Raw genomic sequence first — 12,755 nt, 5'->3', positions numbered from 1 at the left:
CAGGATTGTGAAAAGGGTGGTGAAGGCTTGTGCAGCCAGATGGCGTATCAGCAATACCTCAGGGCCTGCGGCAGAGTTTAAAGGTATGATTGGGCGATGATCTTTTTGCACGAGACAGGGCATGAAAAATTATCGTTACTGGCCGCTTCTTTTCTGGACTTCGCTGGCCGCTATGGCTTTATTCCTGTTTCTCTCATGGAAAGCCATTGTCTGGCAAAATACCTGGATTAACTGGCGCGCGCTGCGGCTGCTCGCGATAAGTTCGCTGGTGACGAGCACGCTGCTGTTTAGCTGGCTCTGGTTTAAAAATCACATCAAAGTTAAGACATTACGCAGCGGGCTGCTGGTATTTTCAGGGCTGTTGCTGTTCATCCCTGGTATCCTTTGCCTGCCTTTGCATACGGCCATTTATTTTACCGCAGACAGAGAAAGCCACTACACCGCGGCCGCACGCTGGGTTTCAGGCGGGCGCAACAGCTGTTCTGGCCTGGAGGCCTGGGATGCGGAGTTAAAGCAAAAGATCACTATCTGTAATTACGACGGTTATGCTGAGCGACCGGAAAACGTCATTGTTTATAAGAGAAGTAACGACTTTGGCATGGTGATTAGCGAAGCCTGGGCTTATTGAGATTGATGACAAACCCCAGGTCGCGTTTAAATCAGTGACAGAGCAGCAGAGGCAGATCGGAACACGGACACGCCGTTAATCCGTCCGTGGAGGCTCGGTTGGCGCGTCCATGCGCCAAACGGTCCGCTTATCCGCTCAGCCTCTGCCGCCATAAAGCTGCGGAGTTGCTGTAAAAAAACTAATGTTCACCTGAGCTTTTTTAGCTTTGTCAGCAGTCTGGGTTATTGATTTTTACCAAACCGGGGATCGAAAAAGAAAGGCTCTTTACTCACTGTTTTCAATGCTGCCGCAGCCTGCGGGTGCGCAGGATTAAACAGCGCGTTCCATTCGCCGGTAATCGTGCTCGGCACCTGCAGCACCAGGCCGTTTTCGCTGTTTTCAAGCCAGCCGTCGCCGATAGCTTTAGTGGAAGCCGGTGCTGGATCGTCCTGCCAATCCTCAGGCAAATCGCGCATATCCAGCTGGGTGACAAGCGAGGCGGGAACCTGAAGAGAGAGCATTGAATAATTCCCGGCAAGATCGGCAAGCGTTAAATGTACCAGTGCCTCCAGCACGCACAGCGCCTTGCTTGACCCCAGATAAACGCAAGTCTTGCCCGCCGAGTTCCAGCGGCCGCCGTATAACCTGGCGCCGCTGCCGTCAAAAGCGCTCTTAACATAGCTGCTCTTAACCAGCCGGTAAAAAGTTGCGGATTCCATCAGGTGATGACGCCGTGTTCAATCTGGCCAATCAGATTAAGTACCGCTTCCGCGCCTGCGGGCGTTGAAGTCATATCCGCAGGCTTCTGGCCGCCCAGCGCTTTGGCTGGCGTGTTAAGCCATTCCACCATGCGCGTCGTATTGCCGTTGAAGAGTTGATTAGCGGCAGACAGAACGCGGCCCAGCATGTAAATCCGCCCACCTTGTTCAACGGAAAAAAGCTGGCTGGCGCTGTTTAAACGGCGGCTGTAGGTATTGCGATCTATGCCCGCCATGCGGCACAGCAAGGCTTCATCCAGCCTGAGCTCTTTGGCCATTTGTTTAACCAGGCTGGCGTCCAGGCCACGGGAGATCAGGCGATGCGCTTCCGCCAGCGTTTCAGGCAGTCTCAGGGAAAGCAGCAGCGAGGCGGGCGCGCCGCCGGGCTGAGGTCGATAAAGCGAAAAAGACATATAACCCCCTGCTTGTTCATATGAGTTAAATTTTAGCTCATATGAACAGGGGAGGCAATCGTCGACGAAAGGGATCGAAACGGCGTGTGCTGTTTAAGGATAAATTTCTTCGGCGCGGCGGATAAATCTTTCCGGCAGCATAGTGACCATTAAACGAAAAAAAGGCGCCAGGCTTAGTCCGAGCAGGCCATTAGCAAAATGATATTTCGCGATGAAAGTAACCATACAGCTTTTCTCACCGCGGGCTTCAAAAAACCAGTCGCCTTCAAACTGCGACAAAAAAGAGCCAGCGATCAGCCGCAGCTGTAGCGAAGCCGGAGGATGAAATGCCGCCCGGGTAGTCAGGCTGATTTCGGGCAGTTGCTGAAAGCGCATGCCGATACGCACCAGTTTATGGTCTGGCTCGCTGCCCTGAATATCGACCTGCCGACACCAGGGTAAAAACTCAGGATAGGCGGCGACATCGGCAACAAGGTTATACATTTGCTCCTGGCTGAAATTAACCTGCACGCGCTTTTCAAAAGTCGTCATTTTTCCTCTTAGCCGTTTCGGCGTGGCGTGCGGCCTGCCAGCCGCTGTGAAAGGCTAATCAGTCAGCCTTCCTTACTTCTTGATCTGTCGCAAAGTAAAGGGTAACAGCAGGTCTTTGCTTTAGGTTATTATTCTCCCTCTTTTATGTAGGGATTAAAGGTAGAGGGCGGCAGGTTGAGCGATCGACAATTTGGTAAGAATTCGCACGTTGTAAAAACTCAGTCTGAGGAGAGCGAAATGAGCGCCGCCGTCCCGCCAGGCCATGCCTTCCGCGCCACGCCCTTCAGAAACCTTTTTCTGGCCCGTTTTCTGACCGTATTGGGCAATAGCGTCGCGCCCGTTGCGCTGGCTTTTGCCGTGCTGGATATCGGCGGTACGGCAGCGGATTTAGGCATGGTTGTGGCGGCGCGCTCTGTTTTTAACGTGGCTTTTTTGCTGTTCGGCGGCGTGCTGGCAGATCGCTATTCGCGTAGCCTGGTGCTTTTCGCCTCGTCCACTATTGCGGCGCTTTCTCAGGGCGTGGTCGCGTGGCTGGTGCTGGATGGCGCAGCGACAATCCCGCTGCTTGTTCTGCTCAGCACGGTGAACGGCGCAGCGGCCGGGATCGCGCTACCCGCTTCTGCGGCGCTGGTGCCGCAAACCGTCCCGGCGCAGGCACTTCGTCAGGCCAACGCTTTTATTCAGGCTGGCGTCTATATAGGGACGGTACTCGGCGCCTCGCTTGGCGGCGTAATGACCAGCGCCATCGGGCCCGGCTGGGGGCTGGCGGTCGATGCCTGTGGCTTCGCTGCCGCTGCGCCGCTCTATTTCTCAATCCGTAGCCATTATCAGCCTGCTGAAGCCCATGCCAGTTTCTGGCAAGACCTGCGTGACGGCTGGTGCGAGTTTATCGCGCGAACCTGGGTTTGGGCGGTGGTGGCGCAGTTTGCCGTAATCAATGCGGCCTTTACCGGCATGGTGATGGTACTGGGGCCGGTTATTGCCGATGCGTCGTTTGGCCGCACAAACTGGGGAATGATGATTGCGGCACAAAGCCTCGGGCTGATTATCGGTTCCTGTATTGCGCTGCGCTGGCGGCCGCGCCGCGCCATGTTTATCGGCGTTATGCTGGTGGCGCTTAACGCCGTTCCCATTCTGCTGCTGGCTTTCGGGGCGACCGCGCCATTGCTGATGGCTGGATTTTGCCTGGCGGGAACGGGTTTTGGCCAGTTCGGCGTGATCTGGGCGCATGCGCTGCAAACGCATATCCCGCGCGAGAAACTGGCTCGCGTTTACGCTTATGACGCAATGGGATCTTTCATCACTATTCCTTTAGGCGAACTGGCTGCCGGGCCGCTGGCTCTGCGCTATGGCAGCACCAAAGTCCTGCTGGCCTGCGCCCTGGCGATAGTGCTGGCTACGGCAGCTACCGCGCTGGTTCGGGCAATTCGAGGGCTGGAAAATGCGGTTCCGGGCCTGGTTCAACACCCCAATAAAAGCAATAAATAGCAACCGACTGTTGCAGCAGACAGACAATAACCCTGCGCTCAGTGTTTCTATTGTAGTGGAATAAAATGTACGGCAGGATTGCCGGGATAAGAAGTCACAGTCGTACGTTTGCCTGATTGCTGTTAATACGATTAACCCTGGGAAATTATCCGATGTCGTTTATTGATTTAGCCGTAGCCTGCCTGAAGCAGGATGGCGTACTGCTGGCCCCGACAGATACGCACTATGCTTTAGCAATCAGTCCTTACAGCCTCCCGGCCTGCCGACGTTTACGCAGCATAAAGCAAAGCGATGAACAGGCGACGTTGTGCGTCGCTCAGCCGCAACAGTTGGATCCCTGGGTAACGTTAAATGTCTGGCAGCGTCAGCAGGTGCAGGCGCTGGCGCAGCGCTACTGGCCGGGGCCGCTAAAGCTGCTGTTGCCCAAAGCGGCAGAGGTTCCTGAACATCAGCTAATCACTGACGGCGCCATAGCCGTAGTCTGCACCAATAACAAGCTGCTTAACGCGACCATAGCGGCTCTGGGCCATCCGCTGATTGTTCTGCCCGCCACGCGGGCCGGATCGGGAACCGGCCTGGTCAGCCTGACCGCCGCGCGCGACAGCTACGGCGATTTGGTCGATATGGTTATTCCTTCCAATAACCGCAATGTTTGTTCCTGGGCCACCACTTTTGTCTCTTTACTGCACAATCGTCTCGACGTGCTGCGCCGAGGGGATGTTGTCATAGAGCCTGAGCTGTGCGTGGCTTAACTAAGATCCCGGCGCAGGCGTTCCTGCAAATCGTTAGCGAAATGCCTGACGCGGGATGAGAGCGTTTTTTCCGATTTAAACACCATCCAGGCCTGATAGGTATCCATCCGCCAGTCGGGCAAAAGGCGCAGCAGCCTGCCGCTGCTAACCGCTTCACGGGCCATATAGTCGGGCAAATAAGCGATTCCTGTTCCCGCCAGCGCCGAGCTCATCAGCGCCATACTGTTATTGGCGCGAAAACGGCTGCGTACCTCAATAGCCGTTTTCTGCTTCTCTTTACGAAAAGGCAGAGAGATGGTGTGAGCCGATCCCCGGAATAAAATATAGTCATGGCGCGGTAAATCTTCGGGTTTTTCCATGTCAGGATACTGGCTGAGATATTCCGGTGTTGCGTACAACCCCCAGCTGATATCAATTAATGCTTTGATTAACGGATGGTTCGGCGGCTCTCGTCCGATAACTATTGCAATGTCGTACTGGTCTTCCGCCATATTTATCGGTCGGTCGGTTAAATCTAAATCGGCACTGACATGAATATTTTTAGCGATAAAATGATTCATCGCCGGAACAACGCACTGATAGCCAAAAGTAAAGGGCGCCAGCACATGGAAATTACCGATCGGCTCTTCGTGGAAATTACGAATAAAGCGGTCGGCGCTGTTCAGCTCATTAAGAATGCGATAGCAGTATTGGTAATAACTTAACCCCAGTTCGGTCACTTCAATCGTGCGGGTAGTACGATTCAATAACTGTGCGCCAAGGCGAACTTCAAGCTGAGAGATCTCACGGCTTACGGAAGATTTTGATAGCTGAAGCGACTTCGCGGCTTCGGTAAAACTCAGCGTTTCAACCACCCTGGCAAAAGCCGCCATAGAGACCAGATTTTCGACATTACTCATCAGTAAACTTTATATTTATCATCAGATTGTGCCTGTACAATAGCACAGTCACCGCCTTCTTTTTGTGCGTTTTAGCGCTTGTAAACAGAATTTTTCACTCTGTTTTCATCGTTAGCTGATAGCTTCTGATTGTTTCATTAATGGAATAATAGCGGACACAGCACCAGGAAGCTTGGCAGCTAATTTTTCTCTGGTTAGGATGAGTTTCCCCCATAAAAGGTGAAATTATGAAACTTACTTCCAGTGATTTTAATCATCAGTCTGCGCTGAATAAAAAACATGAATTTAATAACTTTGGCGGCAGCGGCGAAAATATTTCTCCGGCGCTGGCCTGGAGCGATATTCCTGAAGGTACAAAAAGCTTCGCCATCACCGTATTTGACCCGGATGCACCAACCGGCAGCGGATTCTGGCACTGGGTAGCCTTTGATATTCCTGCCGCGACCACAAGTTTAGCCAGCGACAGCGGCAATATTAGCCAGGAGCTATTTCCAGCCGGAATGACGCAAAGTAAAAATGATTTTGGCCTGCCTGGCTACGGCGGTGCCTGCCCACCGGAAGGCGATAATCCGCATGCTTATATATTTACCCTGCATGCGTTAAGCGTCGAGAAATTAGGTATTGATAGTGAAACCACCAATGCCGTCGCCCGTTTTTTAATTCATGCTAATAGCCTCGCTACAGCTTCCCTGACCGGATTTTATCAGCGTTAATCAGGGATTAATATTGTGAAACGTCTTTTTAATAGTCTGGTTGCCGGGAAAAACAGTAAAGCCGGGAAATATTTATTAGCCGCCATTTTAGTGCTGGCCCTGCTCTGGTTATGTACGCGGAAAACAACCAGTAAAGAGGCGTTTATTAATGCCAGCGTGACGCAGATAGCCTCCCCGATCCCCGGAACGCTTGCCTGGCGCGCCGGTATTTATCCCGGCGCTATGGTTAAAGAATCGCAGCTGCTGGGAGCAGTAAACTGGAATGCCTCAAACGCGCAGCTGACTCAGCTACTGGCGCTACGGCAAACCACGCAATTTACCCTTGCCGGGCTGCAGCAACAGTTAAGCGGCAACCGGTTAAAAATAGCCGCCCGGAAAGCACAGTGGCAGCAATATTATCAGGAAAGCCAGCGGCAACAGCGGCTGCAGCGCGACTACAGCCGGGCTGGCTATCAACAGGCTGAGGCGGAAGAAAAGGCCGCCGTGCAGCAGGCACGGTTTGCCAGCAACCAGCTCAGAAGAGCCGACGAGCTGCATCGCCAGGGCTACCTCAGCGATGCTGGCTACGAACGGCAGCGCAGCGAAGCAGAGGCGCTACGGGCGCAGGCGCAGGCGAAGCGGGCCGCCAGCAGTCAGAGCCTGCTGGACAGCCAGGCGGCCAGCGACGGCTTGCAGCTGAGCGGAGCGCGGACTTTGACCGGGCCAGAACAGAACCAACGCGAGATGCAGCTGAGCCTGGATGACTTACAGCAGGCGCAGCAGACGCTGACCGTTCAGCTCGACGCCGCCCGGCAAAACCTTGCGCAGATCGATCAGCAGCTGGCGCGGCAGCAGCATGCTGATATCCGGGCGACCCTTGACGGGGCAATCTGGTCCGTCAACGCCCGTCAGGGCAGTAGCGTAGAGAGCAACGGAAGCCTGATCGAGATTATCGACTGCCGCAATAGCTGGGTGGAAGCCTTCTTTGACGAGTCGGCGGCAGGCCAACTGCGGCCCGGCAAGCAGGTTAATGTAGCGCTTTCTCCTGCCGACAGCCGTTATGGCGAGTGGCAGGGCGTGATTGAAGCCGTCAGGGCCGGAACCGGGCGGGTGGCCGTGGGCGATTCGGTGGTGATACCGCCGCCGGAAATCGCGCGCCGCCAGCTTCCGGTAAAAGTGGTCACCGCACGTATCCGTATCCAGCGGCAAGGCGCAATGCAGGCGGCAGGCTTCTGCCTGGCCGGGCGCAGCGTCACCGTTTCCCTTTAATCTGAAAAAGAGTTCGTTATGTCGCCAATTGAGAAAGCCGTTAAGGTTTTACAACGTGAAGGTGTTTTACTGGTGCCCACCGACACCAACTATGCGCTGGCCGTCGATCCGTGGAGCGTTAGCGCCTGCGAAAAAGTTTACGCTATCAAACAGCGCGACGTAAAAAAGCCGCTGACGCTGTTTTTAGCCTCGCCTGAAGAGATTCAGAATTACGTTGAGCTAAGCCGCTGGCAGCGCGAGACGTTCTCCCGACTAATGCATTTTTTGCCCGGGCCGCTTAACCTTGTGCTGCCTAAATCCGCGCAGGCGCCGGATCATCAATTTATCAAAGAGGACTCGATTTCGCTGGTCTGCAACAGCCAGCCTGCGCTGCAGGCGCTGTTACGGGCGTGGGGCAGGCCGCTGGCGTTAACCTCAGCAAATATCTCCGGTATCGAACATGCCGGACTGATCGATCATTCCCTGGCGGAAGCGACTTTTGGCCGTCAGGTAGATTATGTCCTGCCGGGCGGCGGAACGAGCACCACCACCACTTCGAGCACTATTGTCTCGCTGCTTGGCGATCGCTTAACGGTTATCCGCCAGGGCGATATCCGCATCGGAGAGATCTACGCCTGATGGACGGCCCGTTAACGCTGCTTGCCATGCAACGTAATATCCGGCTATTTGCAGCTTACCGGGTCATCTCACGCTGCTATTTCCATCTGCCGGTGCTGCTTTTCTACTTCTGGCTGATGGATACAGGCATGTATCGCATTATCGCCTTGCTGGCGATCTATGGTCTGAGCAGTACCTTCTGCGCCAGCCTGAGCGGCATTCTGCTGCGCGCTTTCAGCCAAAAACAGGTGGTGGCGATAGGGGAACTGGCGAAGGCGGCAGGGCTGGCGCTGATATTATGGGGCACTCGCCAGACAGAATTCAGCGTGGCGGTGCTGGGCATCGCGCAAATCATTGGTGGCGCAGGCTTCAGCATTGCGCTGTCGACCGATTCCAGCCTGCTGCGCCAGATCGTCCGGCCGGGCGGCGATCCGGGTCTGTTTATGCAGGTGCAGACGCGTACCCAAAGCCAAATGTTTATCGCTACGCTGCTGGCTGGAACGGCTGGCAGCATCCTGTTTGATTACAACCCACAGTGGCCATTTTTCGCCTCGTTGTTGGCGAGCCTGCTTTCCGTACTGGTCATCCTGCCGATCAACGAACCGCCGCAACCGGCGGAAGAGCAGGGCGCCGTTAAACCAGCGGCCTTACAACTGCTTCCGCAGCAGCAGTTCTGGATGATCTTTTATTCATTGTCGCGCGCTTTTACCCTGGCGCCTTTTATCGGTTTTATTCCCTTTTATTTCATTATGGTCAACGTCGAGCCGCTGCTGTTTGGCGCTGTACTGAGCTTCTTTACGCTATCAGCCTTTGCCGCGGCCAAAGTTGGCAATGTCATTATCCAGCGTTACGGCGTCAACATGCTGTTGGCGCTGACCGTGATGCTAATGCTGGGTGCCCTGCTGCTGTTTGGCTTCAGCAGCGAGCTGGCCGCAATGGGCATCGATTATTTTATTTCCGGCCTGGCGGCAATTGGCCTGTTGGGCCTGGGGTCTGGCGCAATCAGGCCGGTCACCATGGCCAATCTGGACGTCTCACAGAATTCCGCCGCCGAGCGCATGCATATCTTTGGCCGGATGGAACGAGATTTCGGCCTGGCTAATGGTTTGTTGTTAATGGCGGGAGCCGTACTGCTGGTTAATCAGGGCGTTGAAGCGCTAATGATCGCCTTCAGCGGGTTCTACTTACTGAGCATGGCCGGGTTAATTGCCCTGCGCCGCTACCACGAAAAAGCGCTTACGCCCTGTTAATGCGGCAGGCCAGTTGAGAGGCAGTGATGAGAAAAGTGATGCCCGCGATGGGCCTTGCGCTGGTGCTGTTAAGCGGCGGCGCGGCGGCGGCAGGCCTGGGCCCGCTGTGGCAAGAGATGCAGCGCAGCAGCCCGTTGTTGAATGCTGGCCGAATGGGATATATCGCGACCCAGGAAGCGGGCAGCCAGGCGCAGGCGGCGCTACTGCCCAGCCTGAGCGCAGGAACCGGAAGTAGCTGGACAGAGCAGCGTCTTAGCGACCAGGGACGCCAGCAGATTGGCAGCAATGGCTACGCCGTGGCGCTGACAATGCCGATTGTTGATATTGCCGCCTGGAAACAGTTGGATATCGCCCATTTACAGGAAACAGTTGGAGCCTGGCGCTGGCAGGCGCAGCAGCGTCAGTTAATGGTCGATCTGGCTAAGGCCTGGTTCGCCCAGCAGGATGCTCAGGTAGAACAGGGCGTTGCGCAGCACCATTTACAGCTGGTGGCGATAGATCTTAAGCGAGCGCTGGCCCGCTATCAGGCGGGTGAAGTGACCCGGGTAGATGTGGATGAGGTTCAGGCCGCTTACGATCTGGCCGAAGCGGACGCCGCGGAAGCGGATTCCCGGGGCGCCCAGACGCAGGATGCTTTACGTCAGATCGTGGGCACGGATCCCGGCCGCGTTGCCTGGCTGCCCGCTCGTCTTACGTTGCCCTCAGTTCGCGCTCGTCCGCTGTCATGGTGGCTGCGCCAGGCCACAGAGCATAATGACGCTATTGCGATGGCTGCGCTTGAAGCAGAAGTAGCCGATCGCCGCATCAATAAAATTAAAGCGGAATGGCTGCCTCGGGTCGATATGGTCGCCAGCTGGAATCACAGCAGCCATTCGGCTTCTGACTATCAGTACTCGCGAGGTTTTACCAGCGTTGACGGCATTACGACGGCGCAGGGCGCAGGGGATTCCGCCGTTATCGGTATGCAGGTTACCGTTCCGCTCTATAGCGGAGGAGCAACGCTAAGCCGCGAGCGGGAAGCGATAGCGCTGTCTGAACAGGCAAGATATGAATGGCGTAACGAGCAGAGCAAAAGCGTCACGCAAACGCGCCGCTTATACAACTCGCTGCTTATTGGCGAAAAAAGGCTACGGGCGCTGCAGCAGGCCGCCGCTTCTTCCGCTAAAGCCTCTGGTTCGGTAGCTCTGGGCTACTCGCTGGGCGAGCGCGTCAGTAGCGATCTGCTGTCCGCACGCCAGCAACAGGATGAGGTGCGCAACCGGCTACAGCAGGAAACATCGAAATATCTTATCAACTGGCTTAGTTTACTACAGCAAACTGGCGCGCTTGACGCGCGTGCGCTGACCAGCGTCGATGCATTATTCTCCGACGCAGAGGCGCAGGGTTATGCCGTAGAAAAACCGCTGATTATCAGCTTTGAGGCCTATTCTGCCAGGGCAACAGACAGCCCGGAATCGGCCACTGTTGTCAGTCTGGAACAATAAGTTCTCAGGCGGGATTAAACGCGGCGAGCGGTCAGAAACACTACAGCCCGTGTTAATATTTCCTCCTGAATTTAAGCGGATAAAGAGAGGCAAGTGAGATGGGACAAACAATCACACAAAAAATTCTCGCACGTGCCTGTGGGCGTGAAAGCGTAACGCCGGGTGAGGTAGTTTGGGCAAAAGTAGATATTCTGATGTCGCACGATCCCTGCACGCCTGGCGTAGCCAGCGTATTTAAAAAAGAGTTTGGCGAAGACGCCCGGGTCTGGGATCCCCGTCGTTTTATTATGATCCCCGACCATTTTGTCTATTCTGCCGATCCGCAGGCCAACCAAAATATTCGCGTAATGCGCGAGTTCGCCGCCGAGCAAAATATTCATTACTTCTACGATGTCGGCACGCCGGAATATAAAGGAGTTTGCCATATCGGTCTGGCGGAAGGCGGTCATGCGCGTCCCGGCGAAGTCCTGTTAGGCACTGATTCGCACACCGTCACCTCCGGCGCCTTTGGTGCTTTTGCTATCGGTCTGGGCATTACCGATGCCGCTTATGCGCTGGGCACGGGCGAGATCCCGCTGAAAGTACCTGCCACTATCCGCGTTAACTATACCGGGGTAAAGCCTGCCAGCCTGCTGGCGAAAGATATGATACTGGCGCTGCTGGCGGAGCTGACAGTAGACGGCGCAACCTATGAAACCATCGAGTTCGGCGGCAACGCGGTTGACGAGCTTTCGGTGGAGGAGCGCATGACGCTTTGTAACATGGTGGTGGAGTGCGGCGCCAAAAACGGCATCATGGTGCCTAATCAGGCGACGCTCGACTATCTGGCTAAGCGTACCGAGGTGCCATTTACGGTCATCGCGCCGGATGAAGATGCGGTTTACAGCAAAGTTATTGAGATTGATATCACCAATATGCAACCCAGAATTGCGCGCCCACACTCGCCGGATAACGTGGTGGCGATTGAGCGGGTAACCAACGTGGCTATCGCTCAGGCTTATATTGGCTCCTGTACAGGAGGCAAACTGGAAGATTTCGTCGCGGCCGCAAGGGTAATTAAAGGAAAAAAAGTCGTTATTCCAACCTATGCGGTGCCGGCAACAAAGGAGGTTTTTCACAGCATCATCACCACGCAAATTGAAGGCGTGTCGGTCTATCAAATTCTTAGCGACGCCGGGGTGAAACTTTCGGCGGAGGCGGGCTGCGCCGCCTGCTGCGGCGGCCCGGCAGACACCTTTGGTCGCATTAACGACCCGGTATCGGTGATCTCTACTACCAACCGTAATTTTATTGGCCGCATGGGGAATAAACGCGCCAGCATCTATTTAGGCTCGCCTTACTCGGTCGCTGCCGCAGCGGTCAATGGCTGTATTACCCATCCGGGAGACTACTTATGAGTTCATCAACGGCTGTTATTTGCGGTAGCGTCTACGTGCTGGAAGATAACATCGATACTGACCAGATCCTCACTGCCGAGTACCTGAAGGTAAACCCTTCGACACCGGAAGGCTACGCGCAACTTGCCTCGCTGGCGATGTGCGGCCTGCCGGAAGATGCGCTGCCGTTTATCGATCCGCAAAGCGGGAAATCAAAGTACAGCATTATAGTTGCGGGTAAAAACTTCGGCTGTGGCTCATCACGTGAGCATGCCGTAGTGGCGCTGGGAGCGTCCGGCGTTAAAGCAGTGATTGCCCAGTCCTATGCGCGCATTTTTTTTCGTAACTGCGTCGCAACCGGACAGGTATTGCCGGTCGCGGCGGCAGATCGGCTGTGCGAACAGCTGCAAACTGGCGACCAGGTAGAAATCAATATCGCACAACAGACCATCAAAATTTTAAAAAATGACCGTTACTTTACCAGCGAACCGGTTGGTGAACTGGCAAATATCGTAGCGGCAGGCGGCCTGTTTGCCTACGCCAGAACGACGGGAAGAATTAAATAAAATTACCCGGCCATTTCATGGTGGCCGGAATTTACTAAATGATGGGGGTTTTTCCCCGCGATTATTTGTTTCA

At 55.0% G+C, this 12,755-nt stretch carries 14 protein-coding genes; 10 read left to right on the top strand and 4 right to left on the bottom strand.

Going from position 1 to position 12,755, the window contains the following annotated elements; translation table 11 throughout:
* The first annotated feature begins 121 nt into the window (after nt 1-121).
* Entirely contained in the window at nt 122-628 is a 507-nt protein-coding gene (locus ACETPC_RS04565; RefSeq protein WP_380179067.1) for a hypothetical protein, read from the top strand.
* A 221-nt stretch (nt 629-849) separates the two neighbouring features.
* Here ACETPC_RS04565 and ACETPC_RS04560 read toward each other — a convergent pair whose 3' ends face one another.
* The 3 genes from ACETPC_RS04560 to ACETPC_RS04550 all read right to left on the bottom strand — a co-directional run bounded on the left by ACETPC_RS04560 (nt 850) and on the right by ACETPC_RS04550 (nt 2,309).
* A complete protein-coding gene (locus ACETPC_RS04560) occupies nt 850-1,326 on the bottom strand; it encodes an RES family NAD+ phosphorylase (protein ID WP_380179066.1) in 477 nt (158 codons plus the stop codon).
* Nucleotides 1,326-1,778, bottom strand: coding sequence for an antitoxin Xre/MbcA/ParS toxin-binding domain-containing protein (locus ACETPC_RS04555; protein ID WP_380179065.1), 453 nt, complete (start codon nt 1,776-1,778; stop codon nt 1,326-1,328). The genes ACETPC_RS04560 and ACETPC_RS04555 overlap by 1 nt, the downstream gene beginning before the upstream one ends.
* A 93-nt stretch (nt 1,779-1,871) precedes the next feature.
* Complete coding sequence (locus ACETPC_RS04550; protein WP_380179064.1) at nt 1,872-2,309, bottom strand: type II toxin-antitoxin system RatA family toxin; 438 nt, start codon at nt 2,307-2,309, stop codon at nt 1,872-1,874.
* A 237-nt stretch (nt 2,310-2,546) separates the two neighbouring features.
* Here ACETPC_RS04550 and ACETPC_RS04545 point away from each other — a divergent pair, with 237 nt between their 5' ends.
* Complete coding sequence (locus tag ACETPC_RS04545; protein ID WP_380179062.1) at nt 2,547-3,797, top strand: MFS transporter; 1,251 nt, start codon at nt 2,547-2,549, stop codon at nt 3,795-3,797.
* 152 nt (nt 3,798-3,949) lie between these two features.
* The gene (locus tag ACETPC_RS04540) at nt 3,950-4,549 is read left to right on the top strand and encodes an L-threonylcarbamoyladenylate synthase (RefSeq protein WP_380179060.1); all 600 of its coding nucleotides are present in this window, start codon (nt 3,950-3,952) and stop codon (nt 4,547-4,549) included.
* Here the strand turns inward: ACETPC_RS04540 and ACETPC_RS04535 are convergent.
* A complete protein-coding gene (locus ACETPC_RS04535) occupies nt 4,546-5,448 on the bottom strand; it encodes a LysR family transcriptional regulator (protein WP_380179058.1) in 903 nt (300 codons plus the stop codon). The two genes, ACETPC_RS04540 and ACETPC_RS04535, sit on opposite strands and share 4 nt — an antisense overlap.
* A gap of 227 nt (nt 5,449-5,675) precedes the next feature.
* Between ACETPC_RS04535 and ACETPC_RS04530 the strand changes: the two genes are divergently transcribed.
* The 7 genes from ACETPC_RS04530 (at nt 5,676) to ACETPC_RS04500 (ending at nt 12,682) form a co-directional block, all read left to right on the top strand.
* Nucleotides 5,676-6,161, top strand: a complete 486-nt coding sequence (locus ACETPC_RS04530; RefSeq protein WP_380179056.1) for a YbhB/YbcL family Raf kinase inhibitor-like protein — start codon at nt 5,676-5,678, stop codon at nt 6,159-6,161.
* 15 nt (nt 6,162-6,176) lie between these two features.
* Nucleotides 6,177-7,409, top strand: coding sequence for an HlyD family secretion protein (locus tag ACETPC_RS04525; RefSeq protein ID WP_380179054.1), 1,233 nt, complete (start codon nt 6,177-6,179; stop codon nt 7,407-7,409).
* A gap of 18 nt (nt 7,410-7,427) precedes the next feature.
* Nucleotides 7,428-8,027 (top strand): L-threonylcarbamoyladenylate synthase, encoded by a 600-nt coding sequence (locus ACETPC_RS04520; protein ID WP_380179052.1) that lies wholly within the window; start codon nt 7,428-7,430, stop codon nt 8,025-8,027.
* Nucleotides 8,028-8,053: 26 nt separating this feature from the next.
* Nucleotides 8,054-9,256, top strand: coding sequence for an MFS transporter (locus ACETPC_RS04515; protein WP_380179050.1), 1,203 nt, complete (start codon nt 8,054-8,056; stop codon nt 9,254-9,256).
* Between the two features lie 26 nt (nt 9,257-9,282).
* Nucleotides 9,283-10,740: a TolC family protein gene (locus ACETPC_RS04510; RefSeq protein WP_380179048.1), complete on the top strand. Its 1,458-nt coding sequence runs from the start codon at nt 9,283-9,285 to the stop codon at nt 10,738-10,740.
* 98 nt (nt 10,741-10,838) lie between these two features.
* Complete coding sequence (locus ACETPC_RS04505; protein ID WP_380179046.1) at nt 10,839-12,137, top strand: aconitase/3-isopropylmalate dehydratase large subunit family protein; 1,299 nt, start codon at nt 10,839-10,841, stop codon at nt 12,135-12,137.
* Nucleotides 12,134-12,682, top strand: coding sequence for a 3-isopropylmalate dehydratase (locus ACETPC_RS04500; protein WP_380179044.1), 549 nt, complete (start codon nt 12,134-12,136; stop codon nt 12,680-12,682). Before ACETPC_RS04505 ends, ACETPC_RS04500 begins: the two co-directional genes overlap by 4 nt.
* Nucleotides 12,683-12,755: the final 73 nt, after the last annotated feature.

Origin of the sequence: Pantoea sp. sgz302252, assembly GCF_042610525.1 — a bacterium.
GTDB lineage: Bacteria > Pseudomonadota > Gammaproteobacteria > Enterobacterales > Enterobacteriaceae > Erwinia.
This window is presented reverse-complemented; position numbering and strand designations above follow the sequence as displayed.